We start from the raw sequence: 22,524 nt of genomic DNA, 5'->3' as shown, positions 1-22,524 counted from the left end.
GGAAAATCTGCTATGAGTTTGTGGCGTACCGTTCCCAGCATCGAACAGTTGAACGCAATTCAGAAAAACACCATCGGCGAACTGCTGGACATCCGTTACGAAGCCTTCGATAACGAGTCCCTGACCGCGAGCATGGTCATCGACCACCGCACTCACCAGCCTTATGGTTTGCTGCATGGCGGCGCTTCGGTGGTGCTGGCTGAATCCGTCGGTTCCATGGCCAGCTACCTGTGCATCGACGCCAGCAAGTTTTACTGCGTGGGGCTGGAAATCAACGCTAACCACCTGCGCGGCTTGCGCAGCGGGCGGGTGACGGCAGTAGCCAAACCCATTCACATCGGGCGTACGACCCATGTCTGGGATATCCGTTTGACCAGTGACGAAGGCAAGGTCAGTTGTGTATCGCGGTTGACCATGGCAGTGGTGCCGCTGGGTGAGAATCCGCCAGCGCGTTGAACCCCGCGTTCCTTTATTTGCATGGCCGGACTGTCATCATTCCTGTCCGTTACGGTCATTGCTGTAGGACGCGGTCTTGCGGACAATCAATGCCTGGTCTCGCTTATGGATTTGCAGGTATGTCGCAACAGATATTTTTCGCCCACGCCAATGGTTTTCCTTCGGGAACCTACGGCAAGTTGTTTGCGGCGCTGGCACCCGAATTTCAGGTGACGCATCTGGAGCAACACGCCCACGACCCGCGTTTCCCGGCGGACGACAACTGGTACAACCTGGTGGATGAACTGATCCACCACCTGCAGCGACAGGCGCAGCCGGTGTGGGGCGTTGGTCATTCCTTCGGTGGCGTACTGCATCTGCACGCGGCGTTGCGTTGCCCCGAGTTGTATCGCGGTGTGGTGATGCTCGATTCGCCGGTGCTGACCCGCACCGATCAATGGGTTATCCGCGCGGCCAAGCGCTTGGGTTTCATCGACCGCCTGACCCCGGCCGGTCGCACCCTGGGTCGTCGTGAAGAATTCGCCGATCTCGAGAGCGCCCGCCGTTATTTCGCCGGCAAGACCCTGTTTCGCAGCTTCGATCCGGAGTGTTTCGATGCCTACCTGCACTATGGTTTACAGCAGGACGGCGACAGGTTGCGTCTGCGTTTCGACCCGGCCACGGAAATCAGTATCTACCGTGGCGTACCGCACACCAGCCCCGGCCGCTTACGGCAGTTGAAAGTGCCGCTGGCGGTCGTTCGCGGGCACGAGAGCCGGGTGGTGATGCGCCATCACACCAGTTCGGTCGGGCGCATGCCAAATGGCGAGGCACTGAGCATGCCTGGCGGGCACATGTTTCCTCTGGAACGGCCGCAGGAGACAGCAGTACTGCTGAAAAACCTGTTCAACCGCTGGGACGGTCGCCAGCAGCAGGATTGCGCATGAGCCAGGTCGTCGAAGAGGTCCGCCTGAGCCTGCCGCATATCGAGTTGGCGGCGCACTTGTTTGGTCCCGAAGACGGTTTGCCGGTGATTGCCCTGCATGGCTGGCTGGACAATGCCAACAGCTTCGCCCGCCTGGCACCGAAGCTCAAAGGCTTGCGCGTCATCGCCCTGGACATGGCCGGTCACGGTCATTCAGGACACCGCCCGCCGGGCGCCGGTTACGCCATGTGGGACTATGCCCACGATGTGCTGCAGGTTGCAGAGCAGCTTGGCCTAAAGAGATTTGCGTTGCTGGGGCATTCGATGGGCGCCATCGCATCGCTGATCATAGCCGGCTCGTTACCGGAGCGTGTCACTCACCTGGCATTGATTGACGGTGTCATTCCGCCCACGGACAAAGGCGAAAACGCTGCTGAACGCATGGGCATGGCCCTGCAGGCGCAACTGGATCTGCGGGAAAAGCGCAAGCCGGTCTACAGCACCCAGGGCCGCGCCATCGAAGCGCGCATGAAAGGTCTGGTGGCGGTCAGTCGCGAAGCCGCCGAGCTGCTGGCCCAACGTGGTTTGATGCCGGTGCCGGGCGGCTACACCTGGCGCACCGACAATCGCCTCACGCTGCCATCGCCGCTGCGTCTCACCACCGAGCAGGCCATGGCCTTCGTCCAACGGATCGCTTGCCCGGCGAAACTGGTGGTCGCCGCCGACGGCATGCTCGCCAAGCACCCCGAGTTGCTGGAGCGTCTACCCTTTAGCCTTGAACAGCTGCCAGGCGGCCATCATTTGCACCTGAATGACGAACCCGGCGCCGACCTTGTCGCAGACTGTTTCAATCGGTTCTTCGCCATTCCTTGACTTGCGCCGGGCAACTGTCGAGGCTGGGCGGGTTGAAAAGGGAGACAACCATGATAGACCTCTACACCGCTGCGACCCCGAATGGCCACAAGGTCATGCAGATCCGATGAGTCTATCCATGCGCTCACTCAGTTTGCTGATGCTCTGTTGTTTCAGTCCACTATCATTAGCCGCCGATCTGCCCGGCAGCCAGGACCTGCCGATCGTCCCGCGCATGACCGATGCGCAGATCGTCGACTACCGCCCCACGGCTGAGCTTGAGCGGGTCTACCCGCTCGGCTCGATCCGCAAGATCAGCGGTCAATTGCGCTTTGACGGGCAGGTCAGTGCCCGTGGGCAAGTCACGTCGGTGACCTATGAGTTGCCGGCGGAGCATTCATCCACCCAGGCCTTCACCGCCGCGCGCGAAGCCCTGCAGCAGCAGGACGCCCAGTTGCTGTTCTGGTGCCAGGCTCGAGATTGCGGCGAAAGCAGCCTGTGGGCCAACGAAGTGTTCGGTAACGCCAAACTCTATGGCGCCGATAATGAGCAGGCGTATCTGCTGTTACGCCTGGCGGCACCTCGGGATGATACGCTGGTGGCGCTTTACAGCATCACCCGTGGCAATCGCAAAGCCTACCTGCACGTCGAACAATTCGACGCCGTCGCCCCACTGGGGGATTTGTTGCCGACGTCCGCGACTTTGCTGCGCGAGCTCAAGAGTACCGGTGAACTCGACTTTCCCAAGCTGACTGAAACACCCGATGACACCTGGCTGCGCCTGATCTCCCGGGGCCTGAACCTGGACACGACCTTGCGGGTCAGTGTGTCCGGGCCCAACGCCGAAGCCTGGCGGCAGTCGTTGATCGAACAGGGCGTACGTGCGGCACGGATGGAGTCCGGTGGTGTTGACGGCTCTGGCCTGCATATCAAATTGCTGCGATAAGCGTTATCCGGCGAACACGCGTGGCGTGTTCGCCTACTCTTTTTGCTGAATGATTTTTTCGAGACTGTGATGATCAATAACGATCGGCTGTTGGTGCAGATCCTGCTCCTGGTGCTGTTTGGCGCGAGCTTCTGGGTGATGGCGCCGTTCTGGTCGGCCCTGTTCTGGGGCGCAGTACTGGCCTTCGCCAGTTGGCCACTGATGCGCCTGCTGACCCGCTGGCTCAATGGCCGCGAGTCCCTGGCGGCAGCCCTGCTGACCGTGGGCTGGATGGTGCTGGTGGCGGCGCCCCTGGTGTGGCTGGGGTTCAACCTGGCGGACCATGTGCGCGACGCCACGGCGTTCATCAAGGATGTGCAGGTCGACGGCTTGCCTGAAGCGCCGACCTGGCTGGGCAGCATTCCCCTGGTGGGCGAGCGGCTGGTGGTCATCTGGAACAGTATCGATCAGCAGGGCGCGGCGATGATGGTGTCGCTCAAGCCTTATCTGGGGCAGGTCGGCAACTGGTTGCTTGCGCGTAGCGCGCAGATTGGCGGCGGCATTCTCGAACTGACCCTGAGCATTGTCTTCGTGTTCTTTTTCTATCGCGACGGCCCACGGTTGGCAGCCTTTGTTCATGGTTTGCTGGAACGGCTGATCGGCCACCGTGCCGGGTATTACATCGAGCTGGTGGCGGGTACGGTGCAACGGGTGGTGAACGGCGTGATCGGCACTGCCGCGGCCCAGGCGGTCCTGGCGCTGATCGGATTCCTGATTGCCGGCGTCCCCGGGGCACTGGTGCTCGGTATCGTGACCTTCCTGCTCAGCCTGATTCCCATGGGGCCGCCGCTGGTATGGATCCCGGCCACTGCCTGGCTGGCTTGGAAGGGTGATTACGGAATGGCGGTGTTCCTCGGCATCTGGGGCATGTTCATCATCAGTGGCGTGGACAACGTGCTCAAACCTTACCTGATCAGCCGGGGCGGGAATTTACCGCTGGTGATTGTGTTGCTTGGGGTGTTTGGCGGGTTGATCGCGTTCGGATTCATTGGCCTGTTTATCGGGCCGACGTTGCTGGCCGTGGCCTACAGCCTGTTGACCGACTGGAGCAAGAGCCAGGCTCGGGTTGATGACCGTCGCTGAATTCAATCCTTGAGCAGCGCGTGACTGTACCGAACTCGACACAATCGCCGCAGAGGCTAGTCTTGCCGGAGCGTTCTCAACGATTTACCGATCATCGGGTCCCGCAGGGCCGTTGGTTCCGCTACAATGCGCGCCGATTTCGACTTGCCTGAGAGCCTACTCATGTCCGCCTGCCAGACTCCTATCATCGTCGCCCTGGATTTCCCTACCCGTGACGCCGCACTGAAGCTGGCCGATCAGTTGGACCCGAAACTGTGCCGGGTCAAAGTCGGTAAAGAACTGTTCACCAGCTGCGCTTCAGAAATCGTCGGCACCCTGCGTGACAAGGGCTTCGAAGTGTTCCTGGACCTCAAGTTCCACGACATCCCCAACACCACGGCCATGGCGGTCAAGGCGGCGGCGGAAATGGGCGTGTGGATGGTCAACGTTCACTGCTCGGGTGGCCTGCGCATGATGGCTGCCTGCCGCGAAGTGCTGGACCAGCGCACCGGGCCAAAACCGCTGCTGATCGGGGTGACGGTGTTGACCAGCATGGAACGTGAGGACCTGGCCGGTATCGGTCTGGACATCGAGCCGCAGGAGCAGGTCCTGCGCCTGGCTGCACTGGCGGAAAAAGCCGGGATGGATGGCCTGGTGTGCTCGGCCCTGGAAGCCCAGGCGCTGAAAGCGGCGCACCCGTCGCTGCAACTGGTGACCCCGGGGATTCGTCCGGCGGGCAGCGCCCAGGACGATCAACGCCGTATCCTGACCCCGCGCCAGGCGCTGGATGCCGGTTCCGATTACCTGGTGATCGGCCGTCCGATCAGCCAGGCGGCGGATCCGGCCAAGGCGCTGGCTTCGGTGGTCGCCGAACTCGCGTAAACGCCGCTAAACCTGTGGGAGCGAGCTTGCTCGCGATGAGGGAGTGTCAGTCGACATTAATGTTGTCTGATACACCGCTATCGTCGGAACGCCGCCCGGAGCAAGCTCGCTCCCACATGGGTTTTGTGGTTACTTCAAACCTTCAACACCAACTTGCCGAAATTCTCCCCGCTGAACAGTTTCATCAGCGTCTCCGGGAAGGTCTCCAGCCCTTCCACAATGTCTTCCTTGCTCTTGAGCTGCCCCTTGGCCATCCAACCGGCCATTTCCTGTCCGGCGGCGGCAAACTGCGCGGCGTAGTCCATCACCACAAAACCTTCCATGCGTGCGCGGTTGACCAGCAGTGACAGGTAGTTGGCCGGGCCCTTGACCGCTTCCTTGTTGTTGTACTGGCTGATGGCGCCACAGATCACCACCCGTGCTTTCATGTTCAAGCGGCTCAGTACCGCGTCGAGGATATCGCCGCCCACGTTATCGAAATACACATCGACGCCTTTCGGGCATTCGCGCTTGAGGCCTGCAACGACATCTTCATTCTTGTAGTCGATGACGCCGTCAAAACCCAGTTCGTCGATGAGGAATCTGCACTTGTCCGCGCCGCCGGCGATGCCGACTACCCGACAACCCTTGATCTTGGCAATCTGCCCGGCAATGCTGCCCACCGCACCGGCGGCGCCCGACAGTACGACGGTATCGCCGGCCTTCGGCGCACCCACGTCGAGCAACGCGAAGTAAGCGGTCATGCCGGTCATGCCCAGCGCGGACAAATAGCGCGGCAGCGGCGCAAGTTTCGGATCGACCTTATAGAACCCGCGGGGCTCACCCAGGAAATAATCCTGCACACCGAGGGCGCCGTTGACGTAGTCGCCGACCGCGAACCCAGGGTTGTTCGAAGCCACGACTTTACCCACGCCCAACGCGCGCATCACTTCACCCAGACCGACCGGCGGGATGTAGGACTTGCCTTCGTTCATCCAGCCGCGCATGGCCGGGTCCAGGGACAGGTATTCGTTCTTGACCAGGATCTGACCTGCAGCCGGTTCACCGACCGGTACTTCCTGATAGGTAAAGGTTTCCCGGGTCGCGGCGCCCACTGGGCGTTTGGCGAGCAGAAATTGGCGATTGGTCTGGGACGTCATGGCAGGCACTCAGGATGAATGAAACCTTGTTGATAGACCTTCAGGGTCGATGTCGCAAGTTCGGCTGATTCGGCGAATACGGTCTGATCCAGTGCAGTGATAGTTGGTACGGTAGTTCCATCACTGCCACTCATGGGGGCTCAACCGGCCTTTTGATAGTGCTGCCGGGCCAGGGGTGGCTGTGGCTATGCTGGGAACCCGCGATCCCCAGCAAACTTCTCTTCGAGGACAGAACAATGAGCATGACGTTTTCCGGCCAGGTGGCAGTGGTGACAGGCGCGGCAGCCGGTATCGGCCGGGCCACTGCCCAGGCATTTGCCGCTGAAGGCCTGAAGGTGGTGGTGGCCGACATGGACACCGCGGGCGGAGAAGGCACGGTAGCGCTGATCCGTACGGCAGGCGGCGAAGCGACCTTCGTGCGTTGCAACGTGACGGTGGAAAGCGATGTAAAAAATCTGATGGATGAAGTGGTCAATACCTACGGCGGTCTCGACTATGCCTTCAACAATGCCGGTATCGAGATCGAGAAAGGCAAACTGGCCGAAGGTACGGTCGACGAGTTTGACGCGATCATGGGCGTCAACGTCAAAGGCGTCTGGTTGTGCATGAAGTACCAGCTGCCTTTGCTGCTGGCCCAGGGCGGCGGTGCAATCGTCAACACAGCGTCAGTGGCCGGTCTTGGGGCTGCCCCGAAGATGAGCATCTACGCGGCTTCCAAGCACGCTGTCATCGGCTTGACGAAATCGGCCGCGATCGAATACGCCAAGAAAAAAATCCGCGTCAATGCCGTATGCCCGGCGGTGATCGACACCGACATGTTCCGCCGCGCTTATGAAGCAGACCCGAAGAAGGGCGAGTTCGCCAATGCGATGCACCCGGTTGGCCGCATCGGCAAGGTCGAGGAAATCGCCAGTGCGGTGCTGTACCTGTGCAGCGATGGCGCCGCGTTCACCACGGGGCACTCATTGGCTGTGGATGGCGGGGTTACGGCGTTTTGAGAGCGGATCGACCTCCAGCGTTCTGAAAACGACGGGGGCGTAGCTTTTTGCCATTATTCCGACGCCAGAGCCTTGTGTTGCTACAGGCCCGTTGCGAATCTGCCGCTACTGATAATGGCGGGGGACTGAGTGCAATGATTTCGGCCGTGCAAGGACGTTTTGCCAACCTCGGTATGGCAAAAAAACTGGGTGTCGGGTTTGCGCTGGTGCTGTTGCTGACGGCCCTGGTGGCGGCCATCGGCGTATGGTCGCTGCAAACCATCAGCCAGCGCTTCGACGGGCTCAAGCAGATGTCTTCGCTCAACAGCGGTTTGCTTAAGGTGCGACTGCTGGAGCAGGAATATGCCTTGCACGGCAGCCCGAAAACCGTCGATGCCTTGCACGCAGGCGTTGACGGCCTGATCGCGCTGGCAAACCAGCTGAAGGCAGCGTCTGCGGCCAACGTCCCGGTCATGAATGACGTCGAGCAGTCCCTGGTAGCTTACCGCAAGGCGTTTGACGAGTTTGTCTCGCTCAGTCAGGCCAAGGACCTGGCGCTGGAAATGGCCAGTTGGTCGGTGTCCAGCGTGGCCAATAATCTCGACGTCCTGCAAGCCGGGCTCGCCGATGACGGCGCTTATACGTTGAAGGAAACCGAAGGCAAGGACGGGGCGTCATTCATCGAGCAAGCCAACCAGGTCAGCCAGGTTTCGCGGTTGATGCTGCAAGCCATGAACGAAGCACGCGTGCGTCTGGACCAGAGCCGCAAGGGCGACGACAGCGCCGGGCAGGGCAACATCGAGCAGGCCAGTCAGGCGCTGACCCAGGCCGAGCAACTCAAGACCATGGTCAAGGATGAGGGCTACCAGACGGTCCTCAATGAAGTCACCGGCCATATCGCCAGTTTCAGCGACAAGCTCGCTGAGTACACCGGCCTGCTGGAACAGGAAAAAACCGTCTACCAGCAATTGCATCAACGCGCTGCCCAAGTGGTGGAGCGGGTGGATCAGGCCTATGTCGCCGAAGACCAGTCGATGCAGACTGAGCTGAAAAACAACTCGCTGCTGATACTCGGCTCTTCCGTGCTGGCCTTGCTGGTCGGGTTGATTGCGGCGTGGGTGATTACCCGCCTGATCGTGGCGCCGCTGCGCACTGTGATTCGTGTGGCGCAGCAGATCGCTGCCGGGGACCTGAGCGCGAAGGTTGAAGTGACCCGCCGTGACGAGATTGGTCAGTTGATGCAGGCCATGCAACAGATGGGCGCAGGGCTGAGCCAGATCGTCAGTGGTTTGCAGGCGGGCATCGAGCAGTTGGCCACTTCAGCGCAGTCCTTGTCTGCCGTGACCGAACAGACCAACCTCGAAGTCAGCAGCCAGAAGGAAGAAACCGAGCAGGTTGCGACGGCCATGAACCAGATGACCGCCACCGTGCACGACGTCGCGCGGAATGCGGAGGAGGCCGCCCTGGCGGCGCAAACGGCGGATGGCAAGGTTGAAAGTGGGCAACAGGTGGTGCGCCAGAGCATGGTGCGGATCGAGCAACTGGCGGATTCCGCCACTTCGGCCAGTTCAAGTATCGAAAGCCTGAGCGCGGAAATCCAGAACATCGGCACGGTGCTCGGCGTTATCAAGAGCGTTGCGGAACAGACCAACCTGTTGGCCCTGAACGCGGCCATCGAAGCGGCCCGGGCCGGTGAACAGGGCAGGGGGTTTGCGGTGGTGGCCGATGAAGTGCGGGCCCTGGCCAAGCGGACCCAGCAATCGACCGAAGAGATCGAACGACTGGTCAGCGCCTTGCGCGCGGCGGCGCAGGCGTCGGTGCAGCAGATACAGAGCAGTGGTGAGTTGGTGAAACTGGCCGTCAGTGATGCACTGCAGACCGAGAGTGCGCTGGGGAGTATTGCTGCGGCCGTGTCCCTGATTCAGCAGATGAACCAGCAGATCGCTGCTGCTGCCGAAGAGCAGAGCTCGGTGGCCGAGGAAATCAATCGTAGCGTCACGAGTATTCGCGCCAGCGCGGACCAGTCTTCGCTGGCGATGCAGGGCAATGCGGCGTCGAGTATTCAGCTGGCGCAGTTGGGAGTTGAGTTGAAGGGGATGGTGGGGCATTTCAGGCTGTAGGAGCAGCCGGTCGACGCTCGAATGCTCGCGATGGGCGTCAACGATGACGCTGGGCACCTGACACCCCTCTGTGCTCTCAGGTTCATCGCGAGCATTCGAGCGTCGACCGGCTGCTCCTACAGGGTGATCAGTCGTAGATCACTTTCTTCTTCCAGTCCGCATCTGCCTCGACGTCTTTGAGGCCTTCGGTCAATTGGTTGACGTCGCCTTCTGCCGGAGCGATGCGGTCCATGACCTGGTCGTTGGCGCGGGCCAGGAGTTTTTCCAGGTATACCAGTTGTTCGGCGTAGACCTGGGGTTCCTGCTGTTTGCGCAGGTACTGCACGCCGCGTTCGAATGCCAGCCTCGCCTGGCCGGGCTGGTTCTGCTGCAGGGAGTGCTGGCCGAGGTTGTTGAAAAATTCGATGTGCAGCAGCACAAGGATATGGCGCACTTCACGGATCCAGCCCTTGGCTTCGCTGGGTGGCAAGAAACCATCCTGGGCCGCGCGGGTGATTTGGCCGTGCAGGGCTTCGAGCAGGAAACGCACGTCCTTGGCCTTGGCTTCAGTCTGGATCGGTGCCGGCGGGTTGTTGACCGGAATCGATTCGCCCTGGGCAACCAGAGCCTCCAGTTCGCTAATCCGTGCCTTGAGGTTGGCGCTGGTCTTTTCCAGGTTCAGCAGGCGTTGGCAAACGTTCAGCTCCAGACGGGTCAGCAACAGCTTGAGCGCTGGCTTCATCAACTGGCCGGGAAACGTCTCGGTGATCTCACCACAGCGACGCAGGCGGTCATTGAGTTCAACCTTGGCGCGGGCCCTTTCCAGCTTATTGTTTTCCACCACATGGTTGATGTAGCCAATGGCGATCAAGAGTGCAATCCCGGCTACGACGAGCAGGGTGATCATGAGTGGTGTCACCGGTAAGACCTCTTTATAGGGTTTGCATGCGAGTGAAGTGGCCTGGCCTCCAGGCGCCTGGAGCCGCTCGACTGCTTGGCTCGGCGTGGCTGAAGTTTTATCGGCCGCGGCCCGCTTATATAAATGCTGGCACTCTGGAGCATATTGCCATCACTCATGGCGTCGACTATAACGTCTTGGCGAGTGTCAGAATATAGGCGCCAGACCCCAGGCGACGGAAAAACCGGGAGGGGCGAAAAGCAGGGCGAAGTCATTGATTTAAATAAATTTATAACAGGGGGTTGACGACCTCTCAATCCATCCATAGAATGCGCGCCACTTGCAGCGTAAAGCGAACAGCGAAACGAAGCAGGGAGTGAATGTTGTAGTGTGTCCCCTTCGTCTAGTGGCCTAGGACACCGCCCTTTCACGGCGGTAACAGGGGTTCGAGTCCCCTAGGGGACGCCATTTGCGGGAATAGCTCAGTTGGTAGAGCACGACCTTGCCAAGGTCGGGGTCGCGAGTTCGAGTCTCGTTTCCCGCTCCATTTTTAAACAGTGTTGCTTTCGGGCGGCACTGAGTGAAACCAGAACCGACATCTTCGGATGCGGATTTGGGCACTGAAATACACACCATGTGTTTCAGTTAGCGTGTCCCCTTCGTCTAGTGGCCTAGGACACCGCCCTTTCACGGCGGTAACAGGGGTTCGAGTCCCCTAGGGGACGCCATTTGCGGGAATAGCTCAGTTGGTAGAGCACGACCTTGCCAAGGTCGGGGTCGCGAGTTCGAGTCTCGTTTCCCGCTCCATATTTAACAAAAACGCCGCTCATTGAGCGGCGTTTTTGTTTTCGCGCGATTTATAGTCATCGAAAAAAAGCCCGCCAGTCAGACTGAGCGGGCCTTTGTGCGCGCGCGGTATTACATCGACAGAACCAACCGCCCGGCAAACAGAATCAGGATCACCCCCATGCTGCGTTCGAACCAGTGCCCCATGCGCATGAACAGCAACCTCACCCTGCTGCTGGAAAAGAACAAGGCGACGATCACAAACCACAGGGCATTCACCACGCACATCCAGACACCGTATAGCGCCTGAATCTTCAGCGGTGTCGTCGCGCTGATGATCGTGGTGAAGATCGCCAGGAAGAACAGCGTGGCCTTGGGATTGGTGGCGTTGGTCAGAAAGCCTGTCGTAAACGCCTTCAGCAGCGTTTGCTCGACGACTGGTTGATCAGTCGGCTGATCGCTTTCCAATACAGATTTCGGCCGGCTGCGCACCAGGCTCACACCCAGATAAAGAATGTAGGCACCACCCACGACCTTGGCCACCGTCAACAGCCAAGGGGTCGTATGCATCAGCGCACCCACACCAAGCAAGGTGTAGAGCACGTGCACGGAAATCCCCGCACCAATGCCCAACGCCGTGCAGATTCCCACCAGTCGGCCGAAGCGCACGCTCTGGCGAATCGTCACGGCAAAATCCGGTCCGGGAGCGACCACGGCCAGAAAGTGAATCGTCGCCAGCGCCAGGAACTCGCCCAGGTAATTCGAAAGCATCTCAACTCCAGAAAGTCAGGGGGGAAGCAGTGCCGCGGTAGCCGATAAAGAATGAAAGGCTCAAGCGGGGATCGACTGCGCCCGGTGTCACCGAGTGCATGCGGCGTGAGTTGAACATGATGAAGTCCCCCGGCCTTGGAAGAATCTCCATGCTCGGGATGCCCAGCAGGGCCGGGTCGATGCCGTAACTGTCGCCACGCATTTCGTCGAACTGCGCGGGGGTGATGTCGTGGCTCCACACTTGCAGCGCACCGCCCTCGGCGGGCATGTTCAGGTAAACGTTGCAGGCGAACTGCGCTTCCAGGCTCCTGGCCTGGAAGCTGTCCGGGGCGTCCTTGGCGAAAATGTCGTGATGGGCGAGAAAGCACACGCCGGGTTTGACCACCCGGGACAGCCCGACGTACATCTTGCGGCCGTAGAGGCTTTCCAGGTGCGCGCCGGCTGGCCAGGATTCGTCGAGGATGCAGCGCAGGGTGTCGACCGGCGACGCATAGGGTGCACAACGATTACGCAACTCTTCGATGTTGCGGGTGGCGCGCTCGAAATAATCCTCTATCAGCAGCGCCTGATTTTCCGCTTCGTAAAACGCCATGCCGATGCGACCGATGCTCGGCGCGTTGATATAGCCTTCAAATCCGGGCGCGAGGATCTTGTCGCCAATCTGAATCGCCAGCGCCGGGGGCAGCCAGCTTTTGATCCGGATGGCGAGCACTTCCTCATTGGCCAGTTTTTTTATGCACGCCTCATCGAGACGCTCGACATCAAGCATCATGGTTCAGGTCCCTCTATCGGAGAGTCAACCAAGCTTGCGGATGCAGGCTTGCGGGGCATCAGGCGGCAGCCGCAACGACAGCGGCAGCGCCATCGCCCAAAGGCTCAGTCCACTTGGTAGTGGACGGACAACGTGCCTTTCTTTTGCGAAAGGGTCGTGATCGTGACCGTGCCCAAATCCTTCAGGCTACGTACATGGGTACCGCCACAGCCATAGGCGGGCAGTTCACCGAAACTGATTTCCCGCGCGCCTTCGCGCAGCGATGTCAGGCGAGGCAGATCATGGGCGATCCACTGTTGGAGGCCGTATTGAACGGTCTGCGCATCAACGTCCTGCGCCGATTCGGCCGGTTTGAATTGCACCCGCCCTTCGCCAGGCCAGTGATGCGCCTTGATCGGCATCCAGCCCATCGCCTGGACGAAGTGGCCAATCAGATGGCCGGCCGAATGCATGCGCGTATTGAACTGACGAGGTTGTTCGTCGACCCGGATCTGGGTCATACCAAGATTGACCGGCTGATCGACGAAATGAACGATCCGGTCCGGGTCCTGGACTACGCGCAGTACCCGGCTGTCGCCGATCCAGCCCGTATCACAAGGTTGTCCGCCGCCCTGAGGGTGAAACAAGGTTGCGCGCAGCACCACGGCAAATTCGCTCTCGTGAGGTGCGCAGTCCAGGACTTCCACATTGGCCTTGAGGTCATCACTATGGAAAAAGAGGCGAAGCGTCATATTCCATGCTCGTATTCAGATTTCTATTTTTTATTATATGAAGGGCGGTTTCGCGTGATAATCCGTTCAAACATCAAAGGACTGTTGCGTTGTGAGCATAAATCTTCCACTGCCGTTACTGGGTGAAATGGCGATTTTCGTCAAGGTCGTCGAAACCGGCAGCTTCTCCGAAGCCGCTCGCCAGTTGGGTTCTTCGCCCTCGGCTGTCAGCCGCAGCATCTCGCGTCTGGAGAAGGCGCTGGCCACTCGCCTGCTGCAACGAACCACGCGCAAGTTACGTTTGAGCGACGGTGGCGAGGAGGTCTTCAAGCGGTGCCGGGAGATGGTCAACGCCGCCCGGTCAGTGATGGAAATCAGTGGTCAGTTCACTGATGAGCCCGAGGGGGTGGTGCGCATCAGCGTCCCTAAAGCGGTAGGCCGAATCGTGATTCACCCGCATATACCGGAGTTTTTGCGCCGTTATCCCAAGGTGGATGTGGAGCTATTGCTTGAGGATCGTCAGGTGGATTTGATCGACGATCACGTCGACCTGGCGATTCGTATCACCGACCGGCCGCCAGCGGGATTGGTCGGGCGACAGTTGCTGACCATTGACCATCTGCTCTGCGCCACGCCCCAATATCTGGCTGAACACGGTACGCCGACTCACCCCCATGACTTGCTCAACCACAGTTGCATTTACTTGGGCGAAACCCCTAGCGATGCGCGCTGGAAGTTCAAGAAAGGCAGCAAATCTGTAACCGTCGGTGTGCGCGGGCGATATGCCGCCAATCACACAGGAGTACGTTTTGGCGCGGTATTGCAGCACATCGGCATAGGCAGCCTGCCGTATTTCACCGCGCGCCGTGCCTTGGAGAAGGGGTTGATGGTGCAAGTGCTGGCGGACTGGACTTTTCTGGCGTCCTACCACGGAGGCGCGTGGCTGCTGTACTCGCCCACCCGATACCTGCCTCCAAAGCTACGGGTGTTGATTGATTACCTGGTGGAGTGTCTGGAGAAGGAGCCGACTTTGGGCAAGCCAGGCAAATCTGGAAGTCTGAGTACGGCTGTATCGGAGTATGAGTTGCCCGAGAGTGACGGTTTGTTTTGACCGCATGAAAAAGGCCCGCAGGTTCAACCATGCGGGCCTTTTGCATTGCGGATTGCGGATCAGTGCTTGATGTCCTGATTCGACAAGGCCAGCAGCTGTTTTTCCTGGTTCCAGTCAAAAGGCTCGTCATTCTGTTCGGCTTCGAAACGACGCTCTTCCAGTGCTTGATACAGGTCGATTTCTTCATCAGACAAGTAGTGCAGGCAGTCACCGGCGAAATACCACAGCAGATCCCGTGGAATCAGGTGGGCGATTTGCGGATAACGGGAAATCACTTGAGTCAGGATGTCCTGGCCCAGGTATTGGCTTTCGATAGGATCGATCGGCAGTGACGCCAGCAGTTCGTCGAAGCGCTCCAGGAACAGGGCATGGCTTTCTTCGGGAACCTGCTCGGCCTCACCTACGGCGACCAGAATGCTGCGCAAATGGTCGAGCAAAACGAGATGATCGGCAACGATGTTGGACACGAGATAAGTCCTCAAGAGCAAAACGGGCGCGGGAGTATAAAGCTCCCGCGCGCATTTTCCCATGATGGAGCGCTGGATGGATCAGCGGATCTTGCCATCGGTCAGTGCTATTTCCTCTTTATCGAAAGCATCGACATCGATCACTTTGCGCCGCGCCACTTCAGCCTCACGTAGAGTGTGGGCCTCCACCGGTTGCAACACGCCGGCTTCCAATGCTGCATCGATGACATTTTCCCCTGCGACCGGTTTGACCTGGCCGCTCTTGAGCGCCACATGCAGTTTTTTTCGCAAGGGTTGCGCAGCGTTCAACTGATTGCAGGTGTGCTGCAGGACGCCAACAGGGTCTTCGACCGATTGCGGGCGGTAGCAACCCAGCAGCACTTCCTCCAGGGCTGGATCGCCCTTGGCGCGGCCAATCACCGCCGCGACTTCGGCGCCGAGTTTGTCCGACGGCCCTTTGTGGCGGCGGCCGAACGGGAACACGATCACCCGCAACAGGCAGGCCAGCACCTTGTTCGGAAAGTTGTTCAGCAGTTCATCCATGGCCCTCTCACCGTGACCGAGGCTTTCCTCCATGGCCCAGGTAAACAGCGGCTTCATGTACTCCGGTGAGTCGAGGTCGTTGTAACGCTTGAGCGCGGCGCTGGCCAGATACATGTTGCTGAGCACATCACCCAGCCGCGCCGACAGGCGTTCGCGTCGTTTCAGTTCGCCGCCGAGCAGCATCATGCTGAGGTCGGCGAGCAGGGCGAATGCGGCAGCCTGACGGTTCAGCGCGCGGAAATAACCCTGGCTGAGCTTGTCGCCCGGCACTTGCTCCAGGTGCCCGAAACCCAGGTTCAACACCAGCGTGCTGGCGGCGTTGCCCACGGCAAAGCCGATGTGCTTGAGTAGCAGGCCATCGAACTCGGTGAGTGCCTGATCCTTGTCCTCCCGAGTGGCCAGGGCCATTTCCTTGAGCACGAAGGGGTGGCAGCGAATCGCGCCCTGACCGAAGATCATCAGGTTGCGCGAAAGAATGTTCGCGCCTTCCACGGTAATGAAGATCGGTGCGCCGTTCCATTTGCGCCCGAGGTAGTTGTTCGGCCCCATGATGATCGCCTTGCCGCCGTGCACATCCATCGCCTGGCTGATGCACTCGCGGCCACGCTCGGTGAGGTGATACTTGAGAATCGCCGACAGCACCGACGGTTTCTCGCCGAGGTCCACCGCGTTGGCGGTCAGCATCCGCGCGGCGTCCATCATCCAGGCGTTGCCGCCGATGCGCGCCATGGCTTCCTGAATGCCTTCGAAAGCGGCAATCGGCACGTTGAACTGCTCGCGAATCTGCGCGTACTGGCCTGTCACCAGGCTGGTGAACTTGGCCATGCCGGTGCCCACCGCCGGTAGGGAAATCGAACGTCCGACGGACAGGCAATTCATCAACATCATCCAGCCCTTGCCGAGCATTTCCTGGCCGCCGATCAGGAACTCCAGCGGCACGAAAACGTCCTTGCCAGAGTTCGGGCCGTTCATGAACGCCGCACCCAGGGGCAGGTGACGGCGACCGATTTCCACACCGGGGAGATCGGTTGGAATCAGGGCCAGGCTGATACCCAGGTCTTCCTCATCTCCCAGCAGGTGGTCCGGGTCGTAGGCCTTGAACGCCAGGCCGAGCAGGGTGGCCACCGGGCCCAGGGTGATGTAGCGCTTTTCCCAGTTCAGGCGCAGGCCGAGGGTTTCCTTGCCCTCCCATTCGCCTTTGCAGATCACCCCGGTATCGGGCATGCCGCCCGCGTCCGAACCGGCCAGAGGACCGGTCAGTGCAAAACAGGGAATTTCGTCGCCGCGCGCCAGACGTGGCAGGTAATGGTTGCGCTGTTCGTCAGTGCCGTAATGTAGCAACAGCTCGGCCGGGCCGAGGGAGTTGGGGACCATCACGGTGGAGGCGAGATCGCCGCTGTGACTGGCCAGTTTCATCGCCACTTGCGAATGGGCGTAGGCCGAGAAACCCTTGCCGCCAAACTCTTTGGGAATGATCAGGGCAAAGAAGCCGTTTTCCTTGATGTAAGTCCAGGCCTCGGCCGGCAAGTCCATGGTTTGACCGAGCTGCCAGTCGCTGACCATGGCGCAGAGTTCTTCGGTCGGGCCGTCGATGAAGGCCTGCTCTTCTTCGCTCAGTTGCGCCTTGGGATAGGACAGCAGTTTGTTCCAGTCCGGGCGACCGCTGAACAGTTCGCCATCCCACCACACGGTGCCGGCTTCGATGGCGTCGCGTTCGGTTTCCGACATCGGCGGCAAGGTTTTCTGGAACCAGTTGAACATCGGTGCGCTGAAGAATTTGCGGCGCAGATCAGGCAATAGCAGGGGGGCCGCCAAGGCGGCGGTCAGCACCCAGAAAATCAACAGCAGCCAACCCGGTGCGCGGCTGAACGCGCCCATTGCCAGCAGATAGACAGCCACGATGCCCAGGGCAGGCAGCGGCGCGATGCGACGGTGGGCTAAATAAGCTATCCCGACAACCAGAACCAGTATCCACAACAGCAGCATATTTAATCCTCCGTGAACCCAGGGCAAACCAACCCAGAGAGCTTAGACGGCATCCGCGAAACGGGGTGGTCAGAGCGATGGGATTGAAATCGTGGGAAACCCTGGATGATTGTGTAGGCCTTTTGCGTGACAGACCGTGAAAAATCGTTCATTGAGCGGGCGGCAAAGCGCCCATGTTTGGCCGAAACGTCGTTATCTCTGTGCTGAACCTCTCGCTAGACTCGGGGCTTGCCCTGGACATTACCAGCACGGAGATTGCCCGCATGCACGAGTATCTGAGCCCCGGCCGCTTCATCGATAGTGACCACCCCTCGGTGGTGGAGTTCGCCGAAGAACATCGCGGTGCCAGTCGCGACCCGCTCGAGCAGGCGATCCATCTCTACTACGCCGTGCGCGAGGCGGTGCGCTACAACCCGTATACCTTCAGCCGTGATCCACAGACCTTGCGTGGCAGTTATGCGCTGGCGACCGGAGAAAGTTATTGCGTGCCCAAAGCCACCTTGCTGGCAGGTGCAGCACGGCATTGCGGGATTGCTGCACGCATCGGTCTGGCGGATGTGCGCAATCATTTATCGACGCCGCGTCTGCTCCAATTGCTCAAGAGCGACGTGTTCGCTATGCACGGCTACACCGAGCTTTATCTGAATGGTCGTTGGGTCAAAGCCACCCCTGCGTTCAACCAGGGCTTGTGCGACCTGTTCAATGTGGCGCCGCTGGAATTCGACGGGATCAACGACAGCGTTTTTCATCCCTTCAATTGCGACGGCGAGAAACTGATGGAGTACCTGATCGACCACGGCCAGTTCACCGACGTGCCGGAAAGGTTCTTTTTCGAACACCTTGAAAAGTGTTATCCGCACTTGTTCGACGAGCAACTTGCGCCGCTGTTGGGGGACATGCAGAGCGATTTGAGTCGCGCCTGATCCGGCGTATGCTGCCTGCGCATTCATCCATAAAGAGGCGGTCATGCTGAAGATCTGGGGTCGGAAAAATTCATCGAATGTCAGAAAACCATTGTGGGCCGCCGAGGAACTGGGTCTGGCCTATGAGGCCATCGATGCGGGCGGTGCCTTTGGTGTCGTCGATACGCCCGAGTACCGCGCCATGAACCCCAATGGCCGCGTGCCAGTGATTGAAGATGATGGATTCGTGTTGTGGGAATCCAACGCTATCGTCCGTTATCTGATGGCCAGGCATGCGGCGAATACCCCGTGGTATCCGGCAGATCTGCAAGCGCGGGCCAGCGCCGAGAAGTGGATGGACTGGACCACTTCCAGTTTTGCAGGTCCCTTCCGCACGGTGTTCTGGGGCGTTTTGCGCACCCCGGCCGATCAACAGGACTGGCCTACGATCAAAGCTGCGATCAAGGAATGCGAAGCGCTGCTGGCGATGGCTGACCAGGCGCTGGCGACCCAGCCCTACCTGTCCGGTGAGGAGATCGGCATGGGCGACATTCCCCTGGGCAGTTTCATTTATGCCTGGTTCGAGATGCCGATCGAACGTTCGCCGCATCCCAATCTGGAGGCCTGGTACGCAAGGTTGAAACAGCGTCCGGCGTATCGCAAAGCGGTCATGACCGCGTTGACTTAATACTCACTATCGACACACTTGACTGTACTTGTAGGGCGGCGACAAGCACCATTGCGTCCATGCGCCGCGGTTGCATTGCTTGCCGCCCGCCCATATTTGTCCTTTTCTTCCCTTCTTGGTGCGTAATCCGATATGAGTTCCGCTCTGTCCATCCGGCAGCTAACCAAAACCTACGGCAACGGTTTCCAGGCCTTGAGTGGTATCGATCTGGATGTCGCCGAAGGTGACTTCTTCGCCTTGCTCGGCCCCAACGGCGCCGGCAAATCCACGACCATCGGCATTCTTTCGACCCTGGTGAACAAGACCAGCGGCACGGTGAATATCTTCGGTCACGACCTGGACAGTAATCCTGCGCAGCTCAAGCGTTCCATCGGCGTGGTGCCTCAGGAATTCAACTTCAACCAGTTCGAAAAGACCTTCGACATCGTCGTGACCCAGGCCGGTTACTACGGCATCCCGTCGAAAGTCGCCAAGGAACGCGCCGAGCAGTACCTGACCCAGCTCGGCCTGTGGGACAAGCGCGATGTGCCGTCGCGTTCGCTGTCCGGCGGCATGAAGCGTCGCCTGATGATCGCCCGTGCGCTGGTCCACGAACCGCGCCTGTTGATCCTCGACGAACCGACTGCCGGGGTGGACATCGAACTGCGTCGTTCGATGTGGACCTTCCTCACCGAACTGAACAAGAAAGGCATCACCATCATCCTCACCACGCACTATCTGGAAGAGGCTGAGCAGTTGTGCCGCAACATCGGCATCATCGACCACGGCATCATCGTCGAGAACACCAGCATGAAGCAGTTGCTCGGCCAGCTGCATGTCGAGACTTTCCTGCTGGATTTGAAGAACGGTGTGAGCGCGCCGCCGCAGCTGATTGGCTATCCATCACGTTTGCTCGATGGCCACACCCTGGAAGTCCAGGTGGACAAGTCCATGGGCATCACTGCGCTGTTCACTCAGCTTGCACAGCAAAATATCGAAGTGCTGAGCCTGCGTAACAAAACCAATCGCCTCGAGGAGTTGTTCGTGTCCCTGGTGGAGAAAAATCTGTCGAAGGTGGCGGTATGAGTTCCGAGCTGCAGCCCAACCTCGTTGCCCTCAATACCATCGTTTACCGTGAAGTCCGGCGTTTTACCCGGATCTGGCCTCAGACCCTGCTGCCGCCAGCGATCACCATGGTTCTGTATTTCGTGATTTTCGGTAACCTGATCGGTCGGCAAATCGGCGATATGGGTGGCTTCACCTATATGGAGTACATCGTGCCGGGGCTGATCATGATGTCGGTGATCACCAACTCCTACGGCAACGTGGTGTCGAGTTTCTTCGGCAGCAAATTCCAGCGCTCCATCGAAGAATTGATGGTGTCGCCGGTGTCGCCGCACACCATTCTGATCGGCTACACCCTCGGTGGTGTGCTGCGCGGCTTGATGGTCGGGATCATTGTGACGCTGTTGTCGCTGTTCTTCACCGATTTGCAAGTGCATCACCTGGGCGTGACCATTCTGGTGGTGGTGCTGACGGCGACCATCTTCTCGTTGCTGGGCTTCATCAACGCAGTGTTTGCGCGTAACTTCGATGACATCTCGATCATTCCGACGTTCGTGCTGACGCCGTTGACCTACCTGGGCGGGGTGTTCTACTCGATCTCGTTGCTGCCGCCGTTCTGGCAGACGGTGTCCTTGGCCAACCCGGTGCTGCACATGGTCAATGCGTTCCGTTACGGTATTCTTGGGGTATCGGATATCCGGATCAGCATTGCGATTACGTTCATGTTGGTGGCGACGATTGTGTTGTACATCGGTTGTGCGCGGTTGCTGGTGAGTGGGCGGGGGATGCGTACTTAAGATCTGTGGCAGCTGGCCTGCCAGCGATGGCGGCCTGACAGCCGACCTATTGTTTGTTGTCGGAGTACATATCCATTGCTGCGGTAACGGCTACTTAGAGAGTGTCAGATTTTTTGTGTGCGGGCCGGTAACAGCCTGCCGTAAGGCAGGCCTTCATTTCACCAAGTTGGCCTGATGAATCGATCTCCGTACAAAACCGCGAACTGATTCATTGCGTTCTTCCAGTCATGGGCCGGACTGCCCCAATTGGCGGTGATATTTTGCAGTGCCAGCCAGATCAGCTTTGTCGCCGCATCATCGGTTGGAAAATGTCCTCTTGTCTTGATGATCTTGCGCAACTGAGCATTGATGCTCTCGATGGCGTTGGTGGTGTAGATCACTTTTCGTATGGCTGGCGGGAAGATGAAAAACGGGATGACTCGGTCCCAGGCACGCCTCCAGGCAGCAGCCACCGTTGGATATTGTTTACCCCAAGGTCCAGATTCGAAGGCATCTAAAGCCTGCTCGGCAACTTCAGCGTTGAGTGCTTGATAAATCGGCTTCAGGGCTTTGGCCAGTTCGCGACGTTTATCCCAGGCCGCGTAATCAAGGCTGTTACGGATCAAGTGGACGATGCAGGTCTGCAGCGTCGTCTGAGGGAACACCGCACTCAAGGCTTCTGGCATGCCTTTGAGTCCGTCAGTGACAGCGATCAAAACGTCTTCGACGCCTCGAGTCTTGAGGTCATTGAAAACCTTCATCCAGAACTTGGCACCCTCGGTCGTTTCAATCCAGATGCCCAGAATATCTCGTGTACCGTCCGGCAATACGCCCAGGGCTAAGTAAATGGCCTTGTTGCGAACCACCCCCTCGTCACGGATTTTGACCCGCAGAGCATCGAAGAAAATGACTGGGTACATGGGTTCAAGTGGTCGCTGCTGCCAAGCACTGACCTCTTCCAGAACTGCATCGGTGACTGAGCTGATGAAGTCATGGGAGACATCTGTGCCGTATTGCTCCGATAGAAATGCACGAATCTCGCGCACGCTCATGCCGCGTGCATACATGGCAATAATCTTGTCATCGAAGCCGGTAAAGCGGCGCTCGTGCTTGGGGATCAGAATCGGAGCAAAGCTGCCATCGCGGTCTCTGGGGATGTCCAGGCGAAGCGGGCCGTCATCGGTCAGCACGGTCTTGCCGCTCTTACCATTACGCTGGTTGCTCGACTCCTCAGGGCGCTGCGCGCCCTGAGGGTAGCCAAGGTGGTGGCCGAGTTCGGCTCCCAAGGCTCGTTCAATCAGCGCCTTTTTGAACGCCATCGAAGCGTCCTGAATGGCTTCGGCACTCATCGGACCGTTCACGAACTGGTCGATCAGCTCTTTTGGAATGGATGGTAGGTCACGCTGGGCCTCGCGGGCCGGTTTCTTTTTGGTCGGCATACATGCACCTCTTCAACATGTTATGCCCGAACACAAAATTTATGACAGTCCCGCTACTTATGGTTCCGCTCTTACAGCGGGTCACTTGGAAGAGCCCCAAGTAACCAAGGGCTCTTGCCCCTGGCGTTCGGTGCCTCGCTAATGCTCGGCATGCCCTCGCTCCGGTCCTGCTCCGTGGGCCCGCCGCCATCGGCCATCCATGGCCGGCGGCGGCTAAACCGGCATCCATGCCGGTTTACCCACTGCGCAGAACCTCCACTCGGCCTCCCGATGGG

General features: G+C 59.2%; 21 protein-coding genes, 4 tRNA genes and 1 pseudogene. 18 read left to right on the top strand and 8 right to left on the bottom strand.

Annotation, left to right across the window (positions count from 1 at the left end):
- Positions 1 to 12: 12 nt before the first annotated feature.
- The 6 genes from ACA058_RS23965 to pyrF all read left to right on the top strand — a co-directional run bounded on the left by ACA058_RS23965 (position 13) and on the right by pyrF (position 5,141).
- Entirely contained in the window at positions 13 to 456 is a 444-nt protein-coding gene (locus ACA058_RS23965; protein ID WP_497636194.1) for a hotdog fold thioesterase, read from the top strand.
- 119 nt (positions 457 to 575) lie between these two features.
- Complete coding sequence (locus ACA058_RS23960; RefSeq protein ID WP_497636193.1) at positions 576 to 1,382, top strand: alpha/beta fold hydrolase; 807 nt, start codon at positions 576 to 578, stop codon at positions 1,380 to 1,382.
- Entirely contained in the window at positions 1,379 to 2,233 is an 855-nt protein-coding gene (locus ACA058_RS23955) for an alpha/beta hydrolase (protein WP_497636192.1), read from the top strand. Before ACA058_RS23960 ends, ACA058_RS23955 begins: the two co-directional genes overlap by 4 nt.
- A 118-nt stretch (positions 2,234 to 2,351) precedes the next feature.
- On the top strand, positions 2,352 to 3,158 hold the full coding sequence (locus ACA058_RS23950) for a DUF4892 domain-containing protein (protein WP_497636191.1): 807 nt from the start codon (positions 2,352 to 2,354) through the stop codon (positions 3,156 to 3,158).
- Between the two features lie 69 nt (positions 3,159 to 3,227).
- On the top strand, positions 3,228 to 4,280 hold the full coding sequence (locus tag ACA058_RS23945; protein WP_497636190.1) for an AI-2E family transporter: 1,053 nt from the start codon (positions 3,228 to 3,230) through the stop codon (positions 4,278 to 4,280).
- 162 nt (positions 4,281 to 4,442) lie between these two features.
- Positions 4,443 to 5,141, top strand: coding sequence for an orotidine-5'-phosphate decarboxylase (pyrF, locus tag ACA058_RS23940; protein ID WP_008016546.1), 699 nt, complete (start codon positions 4,443 to 4,445; stop codon positions 5,139 to 5,141).
- 134 nt (positions 5,142 to 5,275) lie between these two features.
- Here the strand turns inward: pyrF and ACA058_RS23935 are convergent, their stop codons facing one another.
- Positions 5,276 to 6,280 carry an NADP-dependent oxidoreductase gene (locus ACA058_RS23935; protein ID WP_497636189.1) on the bottom strand — a complete coding sequence of 335 codons (1,005 nt, stop codon included), beginning with the start codon at positions 6,278 to 6,280 and terminating at the stop codon, positions 5,276 to 5,278.
- Between the two features lie 236 nt (positions 6,281 to 6,516).
- Between ACA058_RS23935 and ACA058_RS23930 the strand changes: the two genes are divergently transcribed.
- From ACA058_RS23930 to ACA058_RS23920, 3 genes and pseudogenes are all read left to right on the top strand, one after another.
- Positions 6,517 to 7,278, top strand: a complete 762-nt coding sequence (locus tag ACA058_RS23930) for an SDR family oxidoreductase (RefSeq protein ID WP_497636188.1) — start codon at positions 6,517 to 6,519, stop codon at positions 7,276 to 7,278.
- A 134-nt stretch (positions 7,279 to 7,412) separates the two neighbouring features.
- Positions 7,413 to 8,519: pseudogene (locus ACA058_RS23925) on the top strand (HAMP domain-containing protein); the annotation flags it as partial.
- Positions 8,496 to 9,377: a methyl-accepting chemotaxis protein gene (locus ACA058_RS23920; RefSeq protein ID WP_497639990.1), complete on the top strand. Its 882-nt coding sequence runs from the start codon at positions 8,496 to 8,498 to the stop codon at positions 9,375 to 9,377. The pseudogene ACA058_RS23925 and the gene ACA058_RS23920, both read left to right, overlap by 24 nt.
- Before the next feature lie 127 nt (positions 9,378 to 9,504).
- On the opposite strand, the gene ACA058_RS23915 is transcribed toward ACA058_RS23920, so the two are convergent.
- Complete coding sequence (locus ACA058_RS23915) at positions 9,505 to 10,263, bottom strand: hypothetical protein (protein ID WP_497636187.1); 759 nt, start codon at positions 10,261 to 10,263, stop codon at positions 9,505 to 9,507.
- Between the two features lie 383 nt (positions 10,264 to 10,646).
- Between ACA058_RS23915 and ACA058_RS23910 the strand changes: the two genes are divergently transcribed.
- The 4 genes from ACA058_RS23910 to ACA058_RS23895 all read left to right on the top strand — a co-directional run bounded on the left by ACA058_RS23910 (position 10,647) and on the right by ACA058_RS23895 (position 11,061).
- Positions 10,647 to 10,722: transfer RNA gene (locus tag ACA058_RS23910), tRNA-Glu, on the top strand.
- A gap of 3 nt (positions 10,723 to 10,725) precedes the next feature.
- Positions 10,726 to 10,801: transfer RNA gene (locus tag ACA058_RS23905), tRNA-Gly, on the top strand.
- Between the two features lie 105 nt (positions 10,802 to 10,906).
- Positions 10,907 to 10,982 (top strand) — tRNA-Glu (locus ACA058_RS23900).
- Positions 10,983 to 10,985: 3 nt separating this feature from the next.
- Positions 10,986 to 11,061: transfer RNA gene (locus ACA058_RS23895), tRNA-Gly, on the top strand.
- A 111-nt stretch (positions 11,062 to 11,172) separates the two neighbouring features.
- On the opposite strand, the gene ACA058_RS23890 is transcribed toward ACA058_RS23895, so the two are convergent.
- From ACA058_RS23890 to ACA058_RS23880, 3 genes are all read right to left on the bottom strand, one after another.
- Positions 11,173 to 11,811: a LysE family translocator gene (locus tag ACA058_RS23890; RefSeq protein WP_497636186.1), complete on the bottom strand. Its 639-nt coding sequence runs from the start codon at positions 11,809 to 11,811 to the stop codon at positions 11,173 to 11,175.
- Between the two features lies 1 nt (position 11,812).
- Positions 11,813 to 12,583: a 2OG-Fe(II) oxygenase gene (locus ACA058_RS23885; RefSeq protein ID WP_497636185.1), complete on the bottom strand. Its 771-nt coding sequence runs from the start codon at positions 12,581 to 12,583 to the stop codon at positions 11,813 to 11,815.
- Between the two features lie 104 nt (positions 12,584 to 12,687).
- Positions 12,688 to 13,314, bottom strand: coding sequence for an alanyl-tRNA editing protein (locus ACA058_RS23880; protein ID WP_497636184.1), 627 nt, complete (start codon positions 13,312 to 13,314; stop codon positions 12,688 to 12,690).
- A 91-nt stretch (positions 13,315 to 13,405) separates the two neighbouring features.
- On the opposite strand from ACA058_RS23880, the gene ACA058_RS23875 reads away from it, so the two are divergent.
- A complete protein-coding gene (locus ACA058_RS23875; RefSeq protein ID WP_497636183.1) occupies positions 13,406 to 14,404 on the top strand; it encodes a LysR family transcriptional regulator in 999 nt (332 codons plus the stop codon).
- 59 nt (positions 14,405 to 14,463) lie between these two features.
- On the opposite strand, the gene ACA058_RS23870 is transcribed toward ACA058_RS23875, so the two are convergent.
- Together ACA058_RS23870 and ACA058_RS23865 are read right to left on the bottom strand one after the other, a co-directional pair.
- Complete coding sequence (locus ACA058_RS23870) at positions 14,464 to 14,871, bottom strand: PA2817 family protein (RefSeq protein ID WP_497636182.1); 408 nt, start codon at positions 14,869 to 14,871, stop codon at positions 14,464 to 14,466.
- Between the two features lie 81 nt (positions 14,872 to 14,952).
- Positions 14,953 to 17,400 (bottom strand): acyl-CoA dehydrogenase, encoded by a 2,448-nt coding sequence (locus ACA058_RS23865; RefSeq protein ID WP_497636181.1) that lies wholly within the window; start codon positions 17,398 to 17,400, stop codon positions 14,953 to 14,955.
- 263 nt (positions 17,401 to 17,663) lie between these two features.
- On the opposite strand from ACA058_RS23865, the gene ACA058_RS23860 reads away from it, so the two are divergent.
- The 4 genes from ACA058_RS23860 to ACA058_RS23845 all read left to right on the top strand — a co-directional run bounded on the left by ACA058_RS23860 (position 17,664) and on the right by ACA058_RS23845 (position 20,831).
- Positions 17,664 to 18,323, top strand: a complete 660-nt coding sequence (locus tag ACA058_RS23860) for a transglutaminase-like domain-containing protein (protein ID WP_497636180.1) — start codon at positions 17,664 to 17,666, stop codon at positions 18,321 to 18,323.
- Positions 18,324 to 18,366: 43 nt separating this feature from the next.
- Positions 18,367 to 18,990 carry a glutathione S-transferase family protein gene (locus ACA058_RS23855; RefSeq protein ID WP_497636179.1) on the top strand — a complete coding sequence of 208 codons (624 nt, stop codon included), beginning with the start codon at positions 18,367 to 18,369 and terminating at the stop codon, positions 18,988 to 18,990.
- Positions 18,991 to 19,122: 132 nt separating this feature from the next.
- Positions 19,123 to 20,055, top strand: coding sequence for an ABC transporter ATP-binding protein (locus ACA058_RS23850; protein WP_497636178.1), 933 nt, complete (start codon positions 19,123 to 19,125; stop codon positions 20,053 to 20,055).
- On the top strand, positions 20,052 to 20,831 hold the full coding sequence (locus tag ACA058_RS23845; RefSeq protein ID WP_497636177.1) for an ABC transporter permease: 780 nt from the start codon (positions 20,052 to 20,054) through the stop codon (positions 20,829 to 20,831). The genes ACA058_RS23850 and ACA058_RS23845 overlap by 4 nt, the downstream gene beginning before the upstream one ends.
- A 158-nt stretch (positions 20,832 to 20,989) precedes the next feature.
- Here ACA058_RS23845 and ACA058_RS23840 read toward each other — a convergent pair whose 3' ends face one another.
- Positions 20,990 to 22,249 carry an IS256 family transposase gene (locus ACA058_RS23840; RefSeq protein WP_497635083.1) on the bottom strand — a complete coding sequence of 420 codons (1,260 nt, stop codon included), beginning with the start codon at positions 22,247 to 22,249 and terminating at the stop codon, positions 20,990 to 20,992.
- Between the last annotated feature and the right edge of the window lie 275 nt (positions 22,250 to 22,524).

The sequence above is a fragment of the Pseudomonas sp. LBUM1649 genome, assembly GCF_059716155.1.
Note: the sequence above shows the minus strand (reverse complement) of the source record. Positions and strands in the feature narration are given on the sequence as shown.

Excerpts from the sequence above, each read along its gene's own strand:
- ACA058_RS23965 (WP_497636194.1), top strand. The coding sequence starts at position 13 with ATGAGTTTGTGGCGTACCGTTCCCAGCATCGAACAGTTGAACGCAATT.
- ACA058_RS23960 (WP_497636193.1), top strand. The coding sequence starts at position 576 with ATGTCGCAACAGATATTTTTCGCCCACGCCAATGGTTTTCCTTCGGGA.
- ACA058_RS23955 (WP_497636192.1), top strand. The coding sequence starts at position 1,379 with ATGAGCCAGGTCGTCGAAGAGGTCCGCCTGAGCCTGCCGCATATCGAG.
- ACA058_RS23950 (WP_497636191.1), top strand. The coding sequence starts at position 2,352 with ATGCGCTCACTCAGTTTGCTGATGCTCTGTTGTTTCAGTCCACTATCA.
- ACA058_RS23945 (WP_497636190.1), top strand. The coding sequence starts at position 3,228 with ATGATCAATAACGATCGGCTGTTGGTGCAGATCCTGCTCCTGGTGCTG.
- pyrF (WP_008016546.1), top strand. The coding sequence starts at position 4,443 with ATGTCCGCCTGCCAGACTCCTATCATCGTCGCCCTGGATTTCCCTACC.
- ACA058_RS23935 (WP_497636189.1), bottom strand. The coding sequence starts at position 6,280 with ATGACGTCCCAGACCAATCGCCAATTTCTGCTCGCCAAACGCCCAGTG.
- ACA058_RS23930 (WP_497636188.1), top strand. The coding sequence starts at position 6,517 with ATGAGCATGACGTTTTCCGGCCAGGTGGCAGTGGTGACAGGCGCGGCA.
- ACA058_RS23920 (WP_497639990.1), top strand. The coding sequence starts at position 8,496 with ATGCAGGCCATGCAACAGATGGGCGCAGGGCTGAGCCAGATCGTCAGT.
- ACA058_RS23915 (WP_497636187.1), bottom strand. The coding sequence starts at position 10,263 with ATGATCACCCTGCTCGTCGTAGCCGGGATTGCACTCTTGATCGCCATT.
- ACA058_RS23890 (WP_497636186.1), bottom strand. The coding sequence starts at position 11,811 with ATGCTTTCGAATTACCTGGGCGAGTTCCTGGCGCTGGCGACGATTCAC.
- ACA058_RS23885 (WP_497636185.1), bottom strand. The coding sequence starts at position 12,583 with ATGATGCTTGATGTCGAGCGTCTCGATGAGGCGTGCATAAAAAAACTG.
- ACA058_RS23880 (WP_497636184.1), bottom strand. The coding sequence starts at position 13,314 with ATGACGCTTCGCCTCTTTTTCCATAGTGATGACCTCAAGGCCAATGTG.
- ACA058_RS23865 (WP_497636181.1), bottom strand. The coding sequence starts at position 17,400 with ATGCTGCTGTTGTGGATACTGGTTCTGGTTGTCGGGATAGCTTATTTA.
- ACA058_RS23860 (WP_497636180.1), top strand. The coding sequence starts at position 17,664 with ATGCACGAGTATCTGAGCCCCGGCCGCTTCATCGATAGTGACCACCCC.
- ACA058_RS23855 (WP_497636179.1), top strand. The coding sequence starts at position 18,367 with ATGCTGAAGATCTGGGGTCGGAAAAATTCATCGAATGTCAGAAAACCA.
- ACA058_RS23850 (WP_497636178.1), top strand. The coding sequence starts at position 19,123 with ATGAGTTCCGCTCTGTCCATCCGGCAGCTAACCAAAACCTACGGCAAC.
- ACA058_RS23845 (WP_497636177.1), top strand. The coding sequence starts at position 20,052 with ATGAGTTCCGAGCTGCAGCCCAACCTCGTTGCCCTCAATACCATCGTT.
- ACA058_RS23840 (WP_497635083.1), bottom strand. The coding sequence starts at position 22,249 with ATGCCGACCAAAAAGAAACCGGCCCGCGAGGCCCAGCGTGACCTACCA.